Source organism: Nocardia vinacea, assembly GCF_035920345.1.
Classification (GTDB): Bacteria; Actinomycetota; Actinomycetes; order Mycobacteriales; family Mycobacteriaceae; genus Nocardia; species Nocardia vinacea_A.
The window spans coordinates 4,034,042-4,054,247 of the sequence record NZ_CP109149.1; the positions used below are offsets into that span (position 1 = coordinate 4,034,042).

A 20,206-nucleotide genomic window follows, 5' to 3' on the forward strand; every position below is an offset into this window, starting at 1 on the left:
GTATCACTCACTCCCTGGATTCGTGGCCGCCGCCGGCCCGGTGCCGACGGCGAAGCAACAGCAGAACGGTCAGCAGCACAGCGGTGACGGCGATCGCGCCGCAGCGCGCCGCACCGCCCATACCGCTGGCGGCGAGCAGGTCGATCGGTGCCGCGGACGCGCGCGGCGCCGCGACCGCCGCGACCGCGGCGGACTCGGCGCTCGAGGTGTCCTCGACTTTCCCATCGGCCGAAGCGGATTCGGGCTCGACGGGTGCACCGGCGGTGATTTCGGCCGCGAGATTGGTGGCGAAGGTTCCGATAAGTGTGCCCGCGACGTCGGCGAGCGCGCCGCGGCCGAATTGGGCCGGTTTGCCCGTGATCGCCAGCTCGGTTTCGACGAAAACATCTGTCACGCCCGCGTTTTCGACCAGCCTGCAGGTGATCGTCGCCTTCGCGGTGCCGTTACCGCGCGCCTCGCGGCCGCCGCCCTCGAGCACCGCGATCCCGGCCGCCTCGTCCTGCGAGGCGATCTTGATGGTGCCGTTATAGGACAGGGAGACGGGACCGAGTTTGACCTTGATCTTGCCGCGGAAATCGTCGCCGTCGCGCCCGGTGATGGTGGCGCCGGGGACGCAGGGGGCGATCCGCTCCAGGTCGAGCAGCACCTGCCAGGCTTGCGCGGCGGGAGCGGGAATACTGAAGGTGTTCTCGAACTTCATGCGGACTCCTTCGCGATCGATTCCGCAGCCGTACGAACAGCTTTCACGATTCCCTGATATCCGGTGCACCGACATACATTGCCGGACAACGCTTCTCGGATCTCCGCATCGGATGGATCTGGACTTTCCTGCAGGAATGCGGTCACGCTGGTGATGAAACCCGGTGTGCAGAAACCACATTGGAGCCCGTGACAGTCACGGAAGGCGGCCTGGACCGGTGACAGGTGGCCGTCCGGCGATGCGATCCCCTCCACGGTCGTCACCTCCGCACCGTCGGCCTGCACGGCCAGGACCAGGCAGCCACGCACCGCCTGCCCGTCCAGCAATACCGTGCACGCACCGCACACCCCGTGCTCGCAGCCCAGGTGGGTCCCGGTCAGCCCGCATATTTCGCGCAGGTAGTCGGCCAGCGTCAGCCGAGGTGGCACCCGATGGCGCCGGGCCCGCCCGTTGACCCGCACCTCGATATCGATGTCAGTCATTGCTCGCCTCCTCAACGGCGCGGCGCCAGGCGCGCGCCACCATGACTGCCCCTACCCGTTTGCGGTAGTCGGCCGTGCCGTGCAGATCGGATGGCACCGCATCCAACGGTTCCGTCGCCGCATGACCGACCTCGTCGGGAGCGACTTCGGCGATGTCGCGACCGATCAGCTCCCCCTCGAGGGCGGTGGCCCTGCTCGGGGTGGGGCCGAGTCCGAAAAGGCCGATACCGCACCGGTCTATGCGGGAGTCGGCATCGAGGCCGACGGCCACGACAGCACCCGCCAACGCGAAATCGCCACTGCGGCGGGCGAATTCCTCGATCGCGAAACCACACCGGCCGCGTCGCGCCGGAAAGACGATCCCGGTCACCAGTTCGTCGGCGGCCAGTTCGGTGCTCCACATGCCGGTGAAGAAATCCGACGCGGACAGGGTACGGCGCCCGCGCGGCGACTCAGCCTCGATTCGCGCGTCGAGAACCATGGCCACCGCCGGATATTCGGCCGCGGCATCGGCGTGCGCGATCGAGCCGCCTATCGTGCCGCGGTTTCGGATCTGGGCATGACCGATCAGCGGGGTGGCCCGTGCCAGCAGTGGCACCGCTCGGTTGACTTCGGCGGACCGGCCGACCGTGGTGTGGGTGGTCCCCGCGCCGATCCACACCGAGTCCGCGCGCGACTCGATACCGCACAGTTGATCGATGCGGCGCACGTCGACCAGATGCTCGGGGACCGCCAACCTCAGCGCCAGCATCGGCACCAGACTCTGCCCACCGGCGATGAGCTTCGCATCGTCACCGAGTTCGGCGAGCAGCTCGACGGCCGCCATGGTGGAGATCGGCGAATGATATTCGAACGGCGCGGGTTTCATGCCGACACCGTCCCGGTTAGCTCGGCGCGCGCCCGGTCCACCAGTGCCACGATCGCCGCGGGCGAGAGCGGCAGCTGGCCGACTTCCACACCGAACGGCGCCAGGGCATCGACCACGGCATTGATCACCGCGGGCGCGGCCCCGATGGCGCCGCCCTCGCCGACACCCTTGAAACCGCCGGGACCGGGGCTCGGTGTCTCGACATGCCCGACCTCGATGACCGGCACCTCGGTCGCGGTGGGCAGCAGGTAGTCCATGAAGGTTGTGCTGATCGGATTCCCGCTGTCGTCATAGGCGAGGTGCTCGTACAGCGCGCCGCCGATGCCCTGTACGGTGCCGCCGAAGATCTGGCCCTCCACCACATCCGGGTTGATCATCGGCCCGCAGTCCTCGCTGACGATGTAGCGCAGCAATGTCACCGCACCCGTTTCTATGTCGACCTCACAGGTGCACACGTGGGTCGCGTTGGCCCAGATCATCATGTGCGGCGTCCGATATCGGCCGCTGGCCTCCAAGCCCGCGGGCACGCCCGGAGGCAGGTCGTATCCGTTGAAATAGGCGATATCGGCTATCTCGGCCAGCGTCATCGCCACATCGGGCACGCCGCGGACCCACGCACGACCGAGGGTCAACTCCACGTCCTCCACGGGTGCGCCCAGTTTATGCGCGGCAATCGCCACTATCCGCTCGCGCAGCACGGCGGCCGTCTCCGCGATCGCACCGGCCAGCATGGAACCCGACCGGCTGCCGCCGGTGCCGCCACCGAACGGAGTCAGTGCGGTATCACCCTGAATGGTGTGGACATCGGCGATGTCCACACCGAGCGCGTCGGCGGTCAGTTGAACGACCGTGGTCTCCAGACTGTTTCCCGAGGATCCGCCCGAGACATACACATTGACCTTCCCGGAGGGTTCGACCCGGATGGTCGCGCCTTCGGTGCTGTGCAGCGGAGTACCGCCGGTGGTCGGTTCGAGGTAGGTACAGGTGCCGACCCCGAGGTAGCGTCCGTCGGCCCGCGCGCGCCGCTGCTGATCGCGGAAGGCGTCGTAGTCGAGCATGGCCAGTGCCTGCTCGAAGGTCTCGGACGGCGACACATCGGAGTACGGCATGCCATTGGCGTTGAACGTCGGAAACTCGTCCCGCCGCAACATATTTCGTCGTCGCACCGCCACCGGGTCCATGCCCATCCGGCGGGCCGCGGTATCCAGCAGCACCTCACGGGCCACCGACTCGAACTGCCAGGGACCGCGATAGGCGACACGTCCCACGGTGTTCGAATACATCAGCCGCACATCGAATGTCGCGGCAGGCACGCGGTACGGTCCCGGGAACAGCATCCCGACCGGGATGGCGGCCGTCAGCGGTGACGGCGTCGGATAGGCGCCGACATTCTGCACGTAGTCGATGGCGGCGGCGAGGATGGTGCCGTCCGCGTCGAAGGCCATGCGGACGTCACCGTGCTCGTGCCGGGCCATACCGCCCGCCATCAGGTTTTCCTGCCGGTCCTCGATCCATTTCAGCGCCACCGGAAGCTTGCGGGCGGCCAGCACGATACAGACGTCCTCACGCAATGGCGCGGCCTTCAGTCCGAAGCCGCCGCCGGTATCGCGCATGATGACCCGCACGCAATGTTCGGCGATGCCGAGCAGTCGCGCGCAGAAGCCGCGGATCTCATGCGGTACCTGAGTGGATGCCCAGACCGTCAACTCCCCGCTCGGCGCCCACCATTCCGCGACCAGGCCCCGCGTCTCCATCGGCACCGGCGCGTACGCCTGCTGAAAGATCTGCTGCCGCACCACATGTGCCGCCGATTCGAAGATCGGGTCGAGCTCCGCCGCGGGGCGCCCGCTCAGCGCGCCCGCCAGGTTACCGGGAGACTGCGCATGCACGAGTTCGGTGGTTTCGTGTGCTGTTCGGTAGTCGACGACCGGCTCGAGCGGTTCGTAGTCGACGACCACCAACTCGACCGCATCCTCGGCCACATATCGATCGACCGCGATCACAAGGGCGACCGGATCACCGACGAAACGCACCTCGTCCTCGGCCAGCGCCGGCCGCGGCACCGGCGGCAGTCCGGGGGCGTCAAGCGAGTACGAAAACTGGTGCACGCCAGGATTCAGGTCAGCGGCGGTGAACACGGCATACACTCCGTCGAGCGCCAAGGCCTCCGCGACATCGATGCCGAGGATCCGGCCACGCGGGATGGGACTTCGGACGAAGCAGGCGTGCAACATGCCCGGCCGGTGCACATCGTCGACGAATACGCCGGCGCCGGTCACCAATCGGAGATCTTCGACTCTGGGCACCCGGGCGCCGACGAATCCGGCCGACGCTTCGGTCACCTGACCGATAGCGATATCTGTCATCAGGCGGCCCTCCCATTCACTGTTCGGGACGTTTCCGCCACAACCAGGTAAAAGGGCCTTCGGAAACGTTCCGCCGGAAGAAATGTGCACCACGGCGATGAAAATCGAGAAGCGGGTAAAAAGGGCATCACAATCCGTTCGAGATCAACACGGTCCGGCACCCTCGGAGCCGCCAATTGCTGCTGAGGAATTGTCTAGCATCGCGCCGATAACGGTGTCAAGAGTGTAATTTGTCTAGACTGAGAATTATGGTCTCATCTCGGGCACTTGTGATTCTTGCATCTGCTCCTACCGTCGCGCAATGTCGTCGAGAGGGTCGATCATGCGGGAACTGACCGCGTCATTACTGCGCTGGCATGCGACCGGCACGCCTTACGCGGTCGCGACCGTCGTCGGAGTGGCCGGAAGCGCGCCACGGCCGATCGGCGCCGCACTGGCCGTCGACGCCGCAGGCACGGTTATCGGCAGCATCTCGGGCGGCTGTGTCGAGGCCGCCGCATACGATCTGTGCCGCCAAGTCCTGCGCTCGGGCACGCCGATGCGAGCGAGCTTCGGCTATGCCGACGTCGACGCCTTCGCGGTCGGCCTGACCTGCGGCGGCACCATCGATGTGTTCGTCCATCGGGTGTGCGCGGTCGATTATCCGATCGTCGAGGCCGCGCTGCGGCAACCAGGTCCGGTGGCACTGGTCCGCGATCTGGACAGCGGGGCCATGACCACGGTGGATCCGAGCCACACCGTCGGAACGCCACTGGACGCCGCGGTCGTTGCCGAGGTGCGCGCCATGTTGGATATCGGCGCCACCGGCGTACGCCGGATCGGCTGCGGCGGTGCGGAATCGACGATCCTCGTCGAATCTTTCGCGCCGCCACCACGGATGATCGTCTGCGGGGCAACTGATTTCGCCGCGTCGGTGTGCCGGGTGGGCAGCCTGCTCGGCTATCGGGTCACGCTGTGCGACGCGCGCGCGGTATTCGCGACCCGGGATCGTTTCCCGGATGCCGACGAGGTCGTCGTCGGCTGGCCGCACCGGTATCTCGCGGATACCCCGGTCGACGCCAGAACCGTGGTGTGCGTACTCACCCACGACCCGAAATTCGATATCCCACTGCTGGAGATCGCGCTGCGACTGCCGATCGCCTATGTGGGCGCCATGGGTTCGCGCCGAGCCGACGCCGACCGGCGAACGGCGTTGCGCGCGGCCGGCCTCACCGATGCCGAGCTGGCGCGCCTGCATTCCCCGATCGGCCTGGATCTGGGTGGGCGGACCGCCGCCGAGGCCGCCGTCGCCATCGGCGCCGAAATCATCGCGGTCCGCCGCGGCGGATCGACCCGGCCGTTGCACGCCACCGACCGGCCGATCCATCCCGCCGAACCCGGCCGAGGCGCACCGAATGCCTCGGAATTCGATCTCGAAAGCGCTCCCTCGAGTCAGTAACACGGTTACCATGGTAACCGTGTTACAGTTCTCGCGTGAGTCGGACAGCAGCACGGATTCCGTCGCAGAAGATCATCAAGACCGTGCTCGCACTGTTGCAGTCGGACGGCTACGACGCCGTTCAGCTACGCGAGGTAGCACGTCGCGCACACGTATCGCTCGCGACGGTGTACAAGCTGTTCCCCACCCGGGACGCGCTGATCATCGCCGCGGTCCACGAGTGGATGGCCACCAATACCTATCCCGACATCGCCCCGCCCACACCCGAGGAATCGATCGCCGACGGCGTGATACGGATTCTGCGACATGTGTTCCAACCATGGGAGCGCAATCCCACGATGCTCGAAGCGTTCTACCGGGCCAACTCGGCCCCGGGCGGTGCGCGCCTGAGCATCGATGGGTTCGCCACTGTCCTACCGGTAGCCGCGCAGATCTTCGAAGGTGCCGATCCCGATTACATCGAGGACATGACACTGATACTGCCCAACATGGTCTACGCCCTGATCGGGCGGGTCGCGGACAAGACCCTCGATGTCGACGAGATCCTGCCGATACTCGAGCGCACCGTGCGGCGGCTCACCGCGGACAACATCGCCCAGGACCGGGCTGTACGCGAGCGGCGCAACGCCACCGACCAGCCGGAACCGTTGGTTCTGGGTCCGGAGGTCGCCGCGCCGTTCATATACGACCGGAACGCCGACACATCGGCGACGGCGCAGGATGGCGCCGTGCGTCGACCGAACGCGGGCTAGCAGGTCCCGAATCCAGCCTTGCCGTCCGCCGGGGCACCGCGACACCGCGCCCCGACGGCAACGGGAGGTGGTATTTCTGATCGGAAATCCGATCGCTGAACAAAAATAGAAATTACGGCAAACAGGTAACCGAAATTCGGCGGTTATCGAATTCGACGCACCCTCCGGTTTATATGCGGTGAAGGTGCTGATTCAGTACGCCGAAAACAGGAACAAGCAGCCGCGAAAAATATTTGCTCGCACCTATTGACCGGATCTGTGACCGCGCGCACAATCATCGACGTAGCGAGTCGGACCGAAAATCGGATTCGATGTCGAGCAGCATTCTCCGCATTGCGCTGCCACCATAATCCCACGAAAGTGATTTCGCGATCGATGTTGATCCCGCACACTCCCGCGCCCGCCGAATCCGGGCCAGTTCCCGATGCGGTGGCAAACGCAATAGTGACAATTCACTTGGACGGCGCCATAACGTCACAGCCCGGCCGAGCCGACGAGACGGTACTGGAGACCGCGCGCCGTGCCGGGCTGACACCACCGTTTTCCTGCGAGGCAGGCAACTGCGGAACTTGTATGGCCACCCTCGTCGACGGGCGGGTCGCGATGAAGGTGAACGACGCGCTGACCGACGACGACCTCGCGGCCGGCTACATCCTCACCTGCCAGGCCCTGCCCCAGACCACCTCGATCACCGTGCAGTACCCGTGACCTACCGACTCAGGAGCCGACGTTGACCGATTTCGACACCATCGACTACTTCACCGATCCGGCACTCGTGCCCGATCCCTATCCGTACTTCGATCACCTACGCGCCAAGTGCCCCGTCACGCGGGAGCCGCACTACAACGTCCTCGCGGTGACCGGATACGAGGAGGTCTCCCAGGTAATGCGGGACGCCGACACGTTCTCCTCGTGCATCGCGGTGGGCGGCCCGTTCCCGCCGCTGCCGTTCGAGCCCGAGGGCGAGGACATCAGCGCGCAGATCGAGCAGCACCGCACCCAACTGCCCATGTACGAGCACATGGTCACGATGGACCCGCCGCAGCACACCTACGCCCGGTCGGTTCTGAACCGGCTGTTGACACCCGCGCGGCTGAAGGAGAACGAGGAGTTCATGTGGCGGCTGGCCGACCGCCAGCTCGACGAATTCCTGGCCAACGGCCGCTCCGAATTCGTCGCCGAGTACGCGAAACCGTTCTCGCTGTTGGTGATCGCCGACCTGCTCGGTGTTCCGGAGCAGGACCACCAGGAGTTCCGGACCGTGCTCGGCGCCGACCGACCCGGCAGCCAGGTCGGTTCGCTGGACAAGGTAGCGATGGGCATCAATCCCTTGGAGTGGCTCGACGAGAAGTTCAGTGCCTACATCAGCGATCGGCGGCGCGAGCCGCGCGATGATGTGCTGACCTCGCTGGCGCTGGCGAAATATCCGGATGGGTCGACCCCCGAGGTCCTCGATGTGGTCCGTTCGGCGACCTTCGTTTTCGCCGCGGGTCAGGAGACGACCGCCAAGCTGCTCGCCGCCGCGGTCCGCGTGCTCGGTGACGATCCTGAGCTGCAGCGGACACTGCGTGCCGATCGCAGCCGCATCCCGGTCTTCATCGAGGAGACACTGCGCATGCACGCACCGGTCAAGAGCGGCTTCCGGCTCGCCCGCCGGTCCACCGAGGTCGGTGGGGTCGACGTACCGGCCGGATCCACGCTCATGGTCTGCCCCGGTGCGGCCAACCGCGACCCGAGCCGGTTCGAGAACCCGCACGAGTTCCGCCTGGATCGCGCGAACTCCCGCGAGCACATGGCTTTCGGACGCGGTGTGCACTCCTGCCCAGGAGGTCCGCTGGCACGGGTGGAGGGTCGGGTATCGCTGGAACGAATTCTGGATCGGATGCTGGACATCACGATCGATGCGGATGAGCACGGTCCCGCGGACGACCGCCGCTACAGCTATGAGCCGACCTACATCCTGCGCGGGCTCACCGATCTGCACATCCGATTCACGCCGCGAGACGCATCCGCGCCGCGAGAGTGAGTGGATTTCGTGTCGATCATGTTCGAGCCCGACGGCCGAGGCCCCTCCTCGGTTCGCCTGCTGTTGACCGGTGTCTGTTGCGTCGTCGCTATCGCGGCAGCCGCCACCCTGATGGTCGCGAATTCCCGAGGGGCACTGCGCAAGTCCGTGACGGTGACGGCAGTCATGGCGAATGTCGGCGACGGGCTGCCCGCCAAGTCGGATGTGAAATTCCAAGGCGTTCGCGTCGGGTTGGTCACGGCGGTGACCCCCGCCGCCCAGAGCGGAATGAACGATGTCCGCATCGAGCTGGATCCGCATTTCGCGCAGGCGATTCCGGCGACGGTGACCGCGCGGGTGGTACCGAGCAACGTATTCGCGGTGCCCTCGGTGCAACTCGTCTACAACGGTGCGGCACCGGCGCTGGGTTCGGGAGCCCGCATCAGCCAGGATCACAGCCTGGCGACCGTGCGCCTGCAGACCTCGCTCGATCAGCTGCGGCGGATCATCGCCGCGGTCGGTCGGGACGAAACCGATGACGCGGTGGGCATGTTGGCGATCCTCGCCGAAGCCACCAACGGGCGCGGCGCCGGCATCGAGAATGCGGCGGCACGGCTGCGCGATATCGTCGTCGAACTCGACAAGGTCGTCTCGGTGCAGGCGGCGCCGTCCACGCTCGACTCGCTCTCGGCCGCGCTGCGTGAACTCCAGTCGGCGGCACCGGATCTGCTCGACGCCATGCACCAAACGATACTGCCGCTGCAGACGCTCGCACAGCAGCGCGCGAAGCTCACCGCGCTGCTGTCCGGCGGCCTGCACACGCTCGGCACCGTCGGTACCGCACTGGACAACAACACCGACAAAATCATCGATATCACCACGCATATGTCACCTGCCCTCGGCGCATTCGGTGACGGCGCGAGCAGTTTTCCGCAGATCAGTGTTTCGCTCACGCGAATGATCACCGGTTTCACCGGGTTGTGGAATCCGCAGACACAACGGCTTACCCCGCGCGTCATTGTGCAGCTGACACCGAACCGGCAGTACACCTCGGCGGACTGCCCCCGATACGGCGAGCTGGCCGGTCCCAACTGCGCGAGCGCTCCGGCGACACCCGCCCCGGCCGAGGGCTTACCGCCCGGCTTGGATCCGCGCCGCTTCCAACCACCGGCCTCGCTACTCGATAGCGATATCGGGCCGGTCGGCAGTCCCGCCGAACAGGAGCAGATCGCGGACATCCTCGGCGGAAAGCCCAATGCCGCCGCGGACATTCTGTTCGGTCCGCTGGCCCGCGGCGCCAACGTCTCGATCACGCCGGACCCGAGCGGAGGCACCCGATGAGCTATCGCGGATCACTGCTCGTGCTGATCGCTTTCCTGATCAGTTCGGCGCTGCTCAGCTGGTCGGTCGCGGTCACCCTGCAGCGCGGCATCGGCGGCGAGACCACCGAGTACTCCGCGCTGTTCACCAACGTCTCCGGCCTGCGTGTCGGCGATGACGTCCGGATGGCCGGGGTACGGGTCGGGCGGGTCGAATCGGTCGAGTTGGCGGGCACGCTCGCGCGGGTCGGTTTCCGGATCCACACCGATCAGGTGCTCACCGGGAACACCACCGTATCGGTGACGTATCAGAACCTGATCGGTCAGCGCTATCTCGGTGTGGCCATGGGCAACCACGGCGACCCGACCGTACTGAAACCCGGCGCCGAGATTCCGGTCGACCACACCGAGCCGTCGTTCGATATCTCCAAGCTGCTCAACGGTTTCGAGCCGCTGTTCGGCACACTGGACCGGACCGCGGTCGACAACATCACCGCTGCCCTGATCAAGGCTTTGCAGGGCGACAACGGCTCGATCACCATGCTGATCGCGGAGACGACCCGGCTGGCCGAATCGTTCGCCGGGCCGGACGAGGTGCTCGGACAGGTCATCTCGAATCTCGCCACCATCGTCGGCAATCTGGCCCAGCAGAGCGGAAATCTGACCACGGTGATCGACCAGACACGAGCCGTCTTCGAGGGCCTGCAACAACATCAGCGAGCACTGTTCGATTCCGTGGACCAGATCGCGAAGGTAGTCGGCCGAGCGTCGGAGATCGTGGCCGCCGACCAGCCCACCCTGGTCGAATTCCTGACTCGGGAACCCGGATTCACGCAGCACTTCCTGGACAACAAGGCCAAGTTCGAATACCTCGGCTACAACCTGCCACTGATTCTCAAAGGGCTGGCCCGCATCACGCAGGAAGGCGGCTACGTCGACGCCTACATCTGCGAGGTGACCGTGTCGCTCGTGCCGGGCCTGACACCGCTGATTCCGCAAATAGTCGACGCGGTATCCCCCGGCGGGGTTGCCCAACACACCTCCAAGTGCAGGTGAGGCGCATGCGCATACCGTGGAAGCACAACGGCCGCAACCGAATCGGGCGTCGGCAACTCGAAGAACTCAGCAGGCCCTGGCTCGGATTCGCGGCGATCGCGCTGCTGGTAGTCGCGGTCGTCGCCGCACTGGTCGTCAATTCGCTCGATATCGGTGAGCGACGTCTGGAGGCGGATTTCGCACAGGCCGCGCAGCTCGGTGCCGGCGATCAGGTGACGGTGGCGGGTGTGCCGGTCGGCCATGTGGTCGGCCTGCGGTTGGCCGGCGAACACGTGACGGTCACGCTGAGCATCGCCGATAATGTCGCGCTCGGCCCCGCCACGACCGCGTCGATCAAACTCACCACTTTGCTGGGCAATCGGTATGTGGAACTCGCACCGGCCGGTTCCGGTGCGCTGCCGAATGGCCGAATCCCCTTGGCGCAGACCAATGTTCCCTACGATCTGCAGTCGGCCCTGGCCGACGCCACGACCACCTTCACTCAGGTCGATGCCGATAAGGTCGGCCAGGCGCTCACCGAACTGTCCACCCAGCTACAGGGGCTGCCACAGCTGATTCCGTCGGTGATGCAGAACGTCACCACCCTGTCGGGTGTGATCGCGGAACGACGCGGGCAGATCGGCACATTGCTGACCAGCACGAGCCAACTCACCACGGTCATCGAGAATCAACGGGCCGGCCTAGGCGTGCTGTTCGACCAGGGCCGCGACCTGCTGCGGGAGATCGCGGCCAAGCGGCAGTCCATTGCCGCCCTCATCGCAGCCACCAGCAATGTGGTGCGGACACTGCAGCCGATTGTCGTGGACGACCAGCCCGAAATTCAATCCCTGTTCGACAACCTCGGCCAGCTGGTGCAGATGCTCAGCAGGCACGACGACCTGCTGCGCAACATATTGCAGATCCTGCCGGTGCCGTGGCGCAGCTGGGCGGACCTGACCGGCTCCGGGCCGGAACTGGAGGCCAACGCGTCCTCGGGAGCGTTCATCGACTCCTTCATGTGTGCGCTGGTCGGCCGCGCGCAGATCCAGCTGCCCCCCTATTCGGAGGACTGTCGATGAGATCGTTACCCCGTCCCGTCAAACTGGTTCTGGTACTAGCGGCCACCGCGCTGATCGCCGGGGCAGCCAGCGCTCCGCTAGCCCGGCTGAACGAAACCATCACCGTGACAGCGCATTTCGACAGCGCAGCCGGTGTCTTCGTCGGTAATCCGGTGGATGTGCTCGGCATGCGGATCGGTAAGGTCGACCGCGTCGAGCAACGTGGCGCGTATGTCGAAGTGACGATGGGGGTGGACGCCTCGGTGCGGATTCCCGCCGATGTCACGGCGGTGACCGTCTCGGATTCGGTGCTGACCGACCGGCACATCGAACTCACCCCGGTCTACCGCGGCGGACCGACCCTGGCGGACGGGGCGACGCTTGGTACCGATCGCACGAAGACGCCGGTCGAGTTCGACAGTCTGCTGGCCATGGCGGAGAAGCTGTCCACGTCACTGCAGGGCGACGGGCAGGGGCACGGCCCGATCGCCGACGCGGTCGGTGTCGGCGCGGCGGTGGCAACGGACAACGGCGATGAGATCAAGGCCGCGCTGGACCAGCTGTCCCGAGCGCTGCGCATGGGCGACGATCATGGCGTCGCCACCAAGAACGCGATAACCACTCTGGTGCACAATCTGGACTCGCTGTCCGCCGCGGCCGCGCGCAACGACCAGACGATTCGCGAGTTCGGCAGCGGGGTCCGCCAGCTGAGTGAGCTGCTCGCCGAACAGAATCTCGGCACCGGCGACACCGGCGCGAAATTGAACGAAATCCTCACCCGGACAACCGATCTCATGCAGCGCAATCGTGGCGCCCTGTCGAATACGGCGAGCGGTGCGAACGTCATCTTCCAGAGTCTGTCGGATTACAACCGCAACATCGCGGAATTCATGGATCTGTTCCCGCTGGTCGTCGACAACGCCTATGCCGTGATCGACCAGAACGTGGGCGCCGGTCGGGTGCACGTGAATGTGGACAAGATCGTGCTGGACGGGCAGATGGTGAAGCAGGTGTGCAACCTGCTCGACTTGAAACAGCTCGGCTGCAACACCGGGAAATTGTCCGATATGGGGCCGGACTTCGGCATCGTGGCCATGCTGGCCGGAATCGCGGGTTTGCCGAAATGATTACCAGGAAAGCAACTTTCACCAGTGCCGCCGTCGTGCTGCTGTGCACGGTATCGGCGAGCGCTTGTTCGATGGGGCTGGATCGGATGCCGCTGCCCGCGCCATCGGTCGGATCGCACACGTTCACGCTGACGGCCACCTTCGCCAACGCGCTCAACCTCCCGACCAAGGCCAAGGTGAAGGTCGACGGCGCCGATGTCGGAGAGGTCGGGTCCATGACGGCACGCGATTACACCGCCGTGGTCACCCTGCGGATCCGATCCGAGGTGCTGCTACCGACGGGCACGACCGCCGAATTACGGTCGGCCACACCGCTCGGCGATGTATTCGTCGCACTCGATCCGCCACCGAATCCAGCTCCCGGTGCCGCGGTGCTGCACGATGGGGACAGCATTGCGCAATCGTCGACCTCGGCGGCGGCGACGATCGAGGAAGTACTCGCCCGGGCGGCATTGCTGGTCAACGGTGGTGTGATCCGAGATCTGACGAAGGTGATCAACGGTCTCGGCGCCGAATTCGGTGGGCGGGGCGACCGCATGGGTGAGCTGATCGCCCAAACGACCACATTGGTCGGGACGCTCTCGGCACGATCGGACCAGATCCGAGCGGTAGTGCAGGACACCGCAACGCTGACCGCCACCGTGGCCGCGCAACAGTCGGTGGTGAACGATGTGGTGGCCGCCGCGAGCCCGGCCCTGGATGTTGTGGCCGCCAGCACCCAGGACATCGTGGATCTCGCAGCCCAATTGAATCGGATCGCCGGCCAGCTCGCGAAGTTTCCGTCGATCAACGGAACCGGAAAGCGCAGCCTGGTTACCGACCTCAACAATCTCGCCGCCGGACTCAACACCGCCGCGATAGACCCCAACGCCAACCTCGACCCGCTGAACCACACCCTGGCCATCGTCGGTGGCAAGGTAGCCAACGCCGCAGCCGCTACCGCCGACGCCGATATCTATCAGATAGTGCTCGGAGCGGCACCCGACCCGAACTTCCCGGGTAATCCGGAAGCCCGGGTGCCGAGCCAGACCGACTGGGAGAACTTCGCCGGTTCGTTGGCGTACTCGTTGGGCCGGTTGTACGGCCGAGTGATCGGACCGGGACGATGAACCGCCCGGACCCGAATCGGGCCTTCGGCGTCCGCCTGGAGTCGGCGGCGGGCGCGGTCCTCGCAGTCACCGACCGGTTGGTCCGTCATCGACTCGTCTTCTCGCTGGTTGCCCTGGTGGCCACGCTGATAGCGGGAGCGACGTATGTCGTGTTCGGATCGCTCGAGCTGAACCCGTTTGCGTCGACCTACCAGATCCGGGTCCACCTGGCGCAATCCGGTGGTCTGCTGCCCGACCGGGACGTCACCGTGCGCGGTGTCCGCGTCGGCCGAGTGTCTTCGGTCGACATCGTCGACGGTGACGTGGTCGCGGTCGCGTCGATCGAGGCAGGCACCAGGATCCCGACCGACAGTGCGGTCCGGGTGGCCGGATTGTCGATGGCCGGTGAGCAATACCTGGATTTCGTTCCGACTGACTCCGGTGGCCCCTATCTCGCCGGCGGCGCGGTCATCGGCAAGGACCGGACCACAGTGCCGGTGCAGCTGGCACAGTTGCTCGGCGACCTCAACGGCACCATCGCACAACTCGATCCCGACAAACTGCAGGCGATCGTGCACGAGTTGGGCGCGAGTTCGGCGGCGCCGGAGAAGCTGGCGGCGATCATCGATGGTGGCGCCTTCCTGATCACCACACTCGGTGCGGTACTTCCGCAGACTGTCAGCCTGGTGCACACCAGCGAGGTGGTGCTCGGCACCGCACGCGAGCTCGGACCGGCGCTGGCGGCTACCGCGGCCGATCTCGAACGCACTGCCGCTGGTGTGAATTCGATGACGGGCGGGTTCGACACCCTGCTCGACGTCGGGCCGGAGGCACTGCGGACCATGGACCAGATCATCGCCGACAACTCCCCGACCATGGTCCAACTGCTCGGCAATCTCGCGACCGTGGCCCAGATGTCATACGTGCACGTACCGGCCATCAACAATCTGTTCTTCCCCACGCGGCGGGCCGGCTCCACCGCAGATGCTTTGGGCACCGCATTCCACGACGGCGCGCTCTGGGCGATCGCCAGCATCTATCCACGAAAGCAGTGCGATTACAACCTGCCGCGCCTGCCGGTCACCGTCGCGAACCATCCCGAACCCTACTTGTACACCTACTGCACCGACCCGGATCCGACGCTCGTGCCGCGCGGAGCACGCAACGCGCCACGGCCGCCAGGCGACGACACCGCGCACCCCCCGCCCGGAGTCGATCCGCTGGCGACCGCTGATCCGACACCGCAGGGGCCGCTGTCGATCCCGACACCGTACGGCGGTGCATACGTTCCGGCATATGTACCACCGAAGTAGCAAACCAACAACGAAGGCCAGGAGGTTTCGATGAAGAAATCAGTGCTGGAGACCGAAACCGCTACCGAGACAACCGATTCGGCCGCGGACACCGACGACTCGTCCGTGCCCGAGCAGGAAACGGCCACCGAGACAACCGATTCGGACCAGGTGGCCGATGACTCGCCCGTGAGTGCGGACGCCGCACCACCCTTCTGGCGGCGTCGTTGGGTGCCGCGCGCCGCGGTCGGCGCGATCACCCTCGTCGCGGTATCAGCCTCGGTGCTCGCCTGCGTGCTCGGCTGGAAACTACACGACCGCAACGAGATCGATGCCGCGGCCCGGCAGGCCGCGAGCACCGCGCAGACCTACGCGGTCACACTGACCAGCATCGATTCCCAGAATATCGACCAGAATTTCGCCGCCGTCAGCAGTGGCGCGACCGGCGAATTCAAGGACACCTATACCCAATCCAGCAACCAATTGAAGGCACTGCTGGTGGAGCACAAGGCGGTCAGCAAGGGACGCATCGTGGACTCCAGTATCAAGTCGGCGACCAAGGACCGTGTCCAGGTAATGCTGTTCATCGATCAGGAGGTCACCAACTCGGTGAGCCCCGAGCCACGGATCGATCGCAGCCGCATGGTCATGACGATGCAACGGGTGGGCGAGCGCTGGCTGGCCGGCAAAGTGGATCTGGTGTGATGTGATCGATCAATCCTCGGCACCGTCGCTCACCCGGATCAGGAACTGGGGCCACGGCTATGTACGCCGTCATCCGGTCGCATCGCTGGATACGGTAGGCGCCCAGTTCATTTTGGGTGTGCGTGCCGTGCAGTATCTGGTAATCGACATCGCGACAGGCCGTTTCGCATTCAAGGAGTTCGTGCGGCAGGCCGCTTTCATGATCAAAACCTCCTACCTGCCTACCGTCGCGGTCGCATTGCCCATCAGCGCGACCCTCTCGATTCAATTCGGGCTGATCGCGGGTCAGGTCGGCGCGACCTCGCTGGCCGGCGCGGCCAGCGGTCTCGCGGTCATCCGCCAGGCGGCGCCGGTGGTCACGGCGATGCTGCTTGCGGCGGCGGTCGGTTCGGCGATCTGCGCCGACCTGGGCTCGCGCACCATCCGAGAAGAGATCGACGCACTCGAGGTTATGGGTGTCTCGGTGCTGCGCAAGCTGGTGGTGCCACGGGTGGCCGCCGGAGTGCTTGTCGCGGTCGGGCTGACCGGGCTGAGCGCCTTCGTCGGATTCCTCGCCGGATATATGTTCAATGTCTATGTCCAGGGCGGTACGCCCGGCAGCTTCATCGCCACCTTCTCCTCGTTCGCGCGCATCGGCGATATGTATCTGGCGGTGGTCAAGGCCGTGGTGTTCGGACTGATCGTGACCGTCGTCGCATGCCAGAAGGGATTGAGCACCAAGGGCGGTCCCGGCGGTGTCGCGAATTCGGTCAATGCCACCGTGGTGGCCTCGATCGTGCTGCTCATGGTGGTGAACGTGGGCTTCACCCAGATGTACACGATGCTCTTCCCGCGGCAGGCGCTCTGAGATGGCGGCGCCGTACTATCCGCTGCACTTCAGGCAGGTGCTGCGCGTTGCCAACGCACCGCTGCACGGGGCCATGCGCCTCGGGCATATGGCCATATTCTTCCTGCGCGCGCTCGCCTCCATTCCGATCGTCCTGCGCCACTACCGCAGGGAACTACTGCGCCTGATCTCCGACATCACCTGGGGCAACGGGTCTCTCATCGTCGGCGGCGGTACGGCCGGCATCATTGTCGTGCTCGGCGCGAGCGGCGGTGCACTGGTGGGGATCGAGGGCTACAGCGCACTGAAATTGCTCGGCATCGGCCCAGCGACGGGTCTGGTGTCCGCGACCGCGTCGACCCGCGAACTGGCCCCGATCATGGCTTCCATCGCCTTCGCGTCCCAGGCGGGCTGCAGATTCACCGCGCAACTCGGCGCCATGCGCATCGCCGAGGAGATCGACGCGATGGAAACACTCGCCATCCGGTCCATCCCCTACCTGGTGACCACGCGGCTCATGGCCTCGGTGGCCGCCATCGTTCCGCTTTATCTCGTCTGTCTGGCAATGAATTTCGTCGCGGTCGAGGTGGCCATCGGCGTCGCGGGCAGCCAATCGCCCGGCACCTACGACCACTACTTCCGCATGGTGCTCAGTGCGACCGATGTCGCGTATTCGCTGGCGAAAGCCGTCGTCTTCGTCGTGATCACCACGACCATCCAGTGCTACTTCGGCTACTACTCCGCGGGCGGTCCGGTGGGCGTCGGCATTGCCGCCGGTCGCGCGATGCGCGCCAGCATCACCGTCATGATCTGCGTCAACCTGCTGATGACGCTGGCACTGTGGGGCTTCGACTCGGGAGCGCGAATCAGCGGCTGACCGCTCCGATATCGGCGCCACGATGACCACCATCAGGTCGGCCCAGATGCGGCGGATCAGGCGCCGGTCAGTGTCTGCAGCACCGTGTCGGCCAATTCGGGTCGGCAGATCAGCAGGTCGGGCAGGTAGGGATCGGGGCGGTTGTAACGCAACGGTGTTCCGTCGAGGCGGGATACGTGCAGCCCGGCAGCCGCGGCGACGGCGACCGGGGCACACGAATCCCATTCGTATTGGCCGCCGGAGTGGGCGTAGACGTCGGCGCCGCCACGGACGACGGCCATCGCCTTCGCCCCGGCCGACCCCATCGGGACCGGCGTCGCCGACAGCGCATCCATCAGCTGCGTCACCTGTGCGGAGAGCCTGCTGCGGGATACGGCCACCCGAATGGGTCCGGGCACGGCGGGCGCGAGCTCGGGTGGTCGCCCGGTGTGCAGGACCAATCCCGTGGCCGGCAGCGCCACCGCTCCGGCGACCGGGCGGCCGTCCACCGCGAGGGCGACGTGCACCGCCCAGTCCTGTCGGGGCGGCTCACTGTATTCGCGGGTGCCGTCGAGCGGGTCGACGATCCACACCCGCGAACGTTCCACGCGGGCACGGTCGTCGGGGCTTTCCTCGGACAGTACGGCGTCGCCGGGCCTGGCCTGCCGCAGCCGGTCCAGCAGTAGCGTATTGGCCTGCCGGTCCCCGGCCGCTCCGCCTTGTGATCGGATGGTGAGCAGAAGTTTCCCGGCCGCCTCGGCGAGGGTGGCGGCGAGATCGTGGTCGTCCATGGCTAACCTTCTACCGCAGGGGCGAGTTTCCCCGCCAGGCGCAGGTGTTCGATCACCTGGTCGGCCAGTTCGTCCGGGGTCTGCGTGCCACTGGCATCCAGGTGCAGTTCCGGCGAGACCGGCGTCTCATACCGCGAGTCGATTCCCGTGAAGTTCGCCAGTTCACCGCGACGAGCCTTGGCATACAAGCCTTTTCGGTCCCGGGCCTCGACCACTTCGAGCGGTGCGTCGAGGTGGCGGTGACGGCGGCACCTCGTCCCAGCTATTGAATGCTGCGCCGTCGTGAGAATAAAATTCTCCTAGAATGCGAAGGAGAGTTTCATGCCCAAATGGGATCTGCCCTACCCGCTGTTCGACGCCGACAACCACCTCTACGAGACGAAGGAGGCGCTGACCACCTACCTTCCCAAGCACTACCGCGACGCGGTCAAGTACGTCGAGGTCGACGGTCGCACCAAAATCGCGATCCGCGGCCAGATCAGCGAATACATCCCCAACCCGACCTTCGATGTGGTCGCGCCTCCCGGGGCGATGGAGGAGTACTTCAAGAACGGCAATCCCGAGGGCAAGAGCATGCGCGAGATCTTCGGCAAGCCGATCCGCTCGACGCCCGCCTTCCGCGAACCGGCGCCCCGCCTGGAACTGATGAACGAGCTCCAGATCGACCGCGCCCTGATGTTCCCGACCTTGGCCAGTCTGGTCGAGGAGCGCATGAAGGACGACCCGGAGCTGATCCACGCGGTCGTGCATTCGCTCAACCAGTGGCTGTATGAGACCTGGTCGTTCAACTACTCCGACCGCATCTTCACCGTGCCGGTGATCAGCCTGCCCATCGTGGAGAAGGCGATCGAGGAACTGGAGTGGGTCGTCGAGCGCGGCGCCCGGGCGATCCTGGTCCGGCCGGCACCGGTGCCCGGCGTGCGCGGACCGCGCTCGTTCGCACTGCCGGAATTCGATCCGTTCTGGAAGCGAGTGGTCGAACTGGATGTGCTGGTGACGATGCACTCCTCCGACAGCGGATATTCCCGCTTCGCCTCCGAATGGGACGGCCGCCAGCAGGAGATGCTGCCGTTCGTGACCAACACCTTCAAGATGATCAACGAGTGGCAGCCGATCCGCGACGCGATGGCGTCCTGGGTCTGCCACGGCGCGCTGTTCCGGTTCCCGGAGCTGAAGATCGCGGTCATCGAGAACGGCGCCGAATGGCTGCCCGGACTGCTGGAGACCCTCGCCAAGGTCTACAAGAAGGCCCCGCAGGGCTTCCCGGGCGATCCGGTCGAGGCGGTCAAGAAGATCTACGTCAGCCCGTTCTGGGAGGAGGATCTGGTCGCACTGTCGGATCTCATCGGGGCCGACCATGTGCTGTTCGGATCGGATTATCCGCATCCGGAGGGACTGGCCGAACCCGCCCGCTACGTGAACGAGATCAAGGATCTCCCCTTGGACGACCAGGCGAAGATCATGGGCGGCAACCTCGCCCGGCTGCTGAAGGTGTAGC

General features: G+C 65.7%; 20 protein-coding genes. 14 read left to right on the plus strand and 6 right to left on the minus strand.

Annotation, left to right across the window (positions count from 1 at the left end; translation table 11 throughout):
• Positions 1–7 precede the first annotated feature (7 nt).
• The 4 genes from OIE68_RS18890 to OIE68_RS18905 are packed head-to-tail and all read right to left on the minus strand — an operon-like array spanning position 8 to position 4,416.
• The gene (locus OIE68_RS18890; protein ID WP_327100683.1) at positions 8–700 is read right to left on the minus strand and encodes an SRPBCC family protein; all 693 of its coding nucleotides are present in this window, start codon (positions 698–700) and stop codon (positions 8–10) included.
• On the minus strand, positions 697–1,182 hold the full coding sequence (locus OIE68_RS18895; protein WP_327100684.1) for a (2Fe-2S)-binding protein: 486 nt from the start codon (positions 1,180–1,182) through the stop codon (positions 697–699). The genes OIE68_RS18890 and OIE68_RS18895 overlap by 4 nt, the downstream gene beginning before the upstream one ends.
• Positions 1,175–2,050, minus strand: a complete 876-nt coding sequence (locus OIE68_RS18900) for a xanthine dehydrogenase family protein subunit M (protein WP_327100685.1) — start codon at positions 2,048–2,050, stop codon at positions 1,175–1,177. Before OIE68_RS18900 ends, OIE68_RS18895 begins: the two co-directional genes overlap by 8 nt.
• Positions 2,047–4,416 carry a xanthine dehydrogenase family protein molybdopterin-binding subunit gene (locus OIE68_RS18905; RefSeq protein ID WP_327100686.1) on the minus strand — a complete coding sequence of 790 codons (2,370 nt, stop codon included), beginning with the start codon at positions 4,414–4,416 and terminating at the stop codon, positions 2,047–2,049. The genes OIE68_RS18900 and OIE68_RS18905 overlap by 4 nt, the downstream gene beginning before the upstream one ends.
• A gap of 322 nt (positions 4,417–4,738) precedes the next feature.
• Here OIE68_RS18905 and OIE68_RS18910 point away from each other — a divergent pair, with 322 nt between their 5' ends.
• The 13 genes from OIE68_RS18910 (at position 4,739) to OIE68_RS18970 (ending at position 17,938) form a co-directional block, all read left to right on the plus strand.
• The gene (locus tag OIE68_RS18910; protein ID WP_327101718.1) at positions 4,739–5,854 is read left to right on the plus strand and encodes an XdhC/CoxI family protein; all 1,116 of its coding nucleotides are present in this window, start codon (positions 4,739–4,741) and stop codon (positions 5,852–5,854) included.
• Between the two features lie 35 nt (positions 5,855–5,889).
• Positions 5,890–6,606, plus strand: coding sequence for a TetR family transcriptional regulator (locus OIE68_RS18915; protein WP_327100687.1), 717 nt, complete (start codon positions 5,890–5,892; stop codon positions 6,604–6,606).
• A 363-nt stretch (positions 6,607–6,969) separates the two neighbouring features.
• Positions 6,970–7,314, plus strand: coding sequence for a 2Fe-2S iron-sulfur cluster-binding protein (locus OIE68_RS18920; RefSeq protein ID WP_419150776.1), 345 nt, complete (start codon positions 6,970–6,972; stop codon positions 7,312–7,314).
• Positions 7,315–7,336: 22 nt separating this feature from the next.
• Complete coding sequence (locus OIE68_RS18925) at positions 7,337–8,632, plus strand: cytochrome P450 (RefSeq protein ID WP_327100688.1); 1,296 nt, start codon at positions 7,337–7,339, stop codon at positions 8,630–8,632.
• 18 nt (positions 8,633–8,650) lie between these two features.
• Positions 8,651–9,952: an MlaD family protein gene (locus tag OIE68_RS18930; protein ID WP_327100689.1), complete on the plus strand. Its 1,302-nt coding sequence runs from the start codon at positions 8,651–8,653 to the stop codon at positions 9,950–9,952.
• Positions 9,949–10,986: an MlaD family protein gene (locus OIE68_RS18935; protein ID WP_327100690.1), complete on the plus strand. Its 1,038-nt coding sequence runs from the start codon at positions 9,949–9,951 to the stop codon at positions 10,984–10,986. Before OIE68_RS18930 ends, OIE68_RS18935 begins: the two co-directional genes overlap by 4 nt.
• A 5-nt stretch (positions 10,987–10,991) precedes the next feature.
• Positions 10,992–12,044, plus strand: coding sequence for an MCE family protein (locus OIE68_RS18940; RefSeq protein ID WP_327100691.1), 1,053 nt, complete (start codon positions 10,992–10,994; stop codon positions 12,042–12,044).
• On the plus strand, positions 12,041–13,150 hold the full coding sequence (locus tag OIE68_RS18945) for an MlaD family protein (protein WP_327100692.1): 1,110 nt from the start codon (positions 12,041–12,043) through the stop codon (positions 13,148–13,150). Before OIE68_RS18940 ends, OIE68_RS18945 begins: the two co-directional genes overlap by 4 nt.
• Positions 13,147–14,259 (plus strand): MCE family protein, encoded by a 1,113-nt coding sequence (locus tag OIE68_RS18950; protein WP_327100693.1) that lies wholly within the window; start codon positions 13,147–13,149, stop codon positions 14,257–14,259. Before OIE68_RS18945 ends, OIE68_RS18950 begins: the two co-directional genes overlap by 4 nt.
• Positions 14,256–15,551 carry an MlaD family protein gene (locus OIE68_RS18955; RefSeq protein ID WP_327100694.1) on the plus strand — a complete coding sequence of 432 codons (1,296 nt, stop codon included), beginning with the start codon at positions 14,256–14,258 and terminating at the stop codon, positions 15,549–15,551. Before OIE68_RS18950 ends, OIE68_RS18955 begins: the two co-directional genes overlap by 4 nt.
• A gap of 30 nt (positions 15,552–15,581) precedes the next feature.
• Positions 15,582–16,235: a hypothetical protein gene (locus OIE68_RS18960; RefSeq protein ID WP_327100695.1), complete on the plus strand. Its 654-nt coding sequence runs from the start codon at positions 15,582–15,584 to the stop codon at positions 16,233–16,235.
• Position 16,236: 1 nt separating this feature from the next.
• A complete protein-coding gene (locus OIE68_RS18965) occupies positions 16,237–17,082 on the plus strand; it encodes an ABC transporter permease (protein ID WP_327100696.1) in 846 nt (281 codons plus the stop codon).
• Between the two features lies 1 nt (position 17,083).
• Positions 17,084–17,938 (plus strand): ABC transporter permease, encoded by an 855-nt coding sequence (locus tag OIE68_RS18970; RefSeq protein ID WP_327100697.1) that lies wholly within the window; start codon positions 17,084–17,086, stop codon positions 17,936–17,938.
• A gap of 56 nt (positions 17,939–17,994) precedes the next feature.
• Here the strand turns inward: OIE68_RS18970 and OIE68_RS18975 are convergent, their stop codons facing one another.
• Together OIE68_RS18975 and OIE68_RS18980 are read right to left on the minus strand one after the other, a co-directional pair.
• Positions 17,995–18,708, minus strand: coding sequence for a 3'(2'),5'-bisphosphate nucleotidase CysQ (locus tag OIE68_RS18975; RefSeq protein WP_327100698.1), 714 nt, complete (start codon positions 18,706–18,708; stop codon positions 17,995–17,997).
• Positions 18,709–18,710: 2 nt separating this feature from the next.
• On the minus strand, positions 18,711–18,998 hold the full coding sequence (locus OIE68_RS18980) for an adenylyl-sulfate kinase (RefSeq protein WP_327101720.1): 288 nt from the start codon (positions 18,996–18,998) through the stop codon (positions 18,711–18,713).
• A gap of 31 nt (positions 18,999–19,029) precedes the next feature.
• Here OIE68_RS18980 and OIE68_RS18985 point away from each other — a divergent pair, with 31 nt between their 5' ends.
• Complete coding sequence (locus OIE68_RS18985) at positions 19,030–20,205, plus strand: amidohydrolase family protein (RefSeq protein ID WP_327100699.1); 1,176 nt, start codon at positions 19,030–19,032, stop codon at positions 20,203–20,205.
• Position 20,206 lies beyond the last annotated feature (1 nt).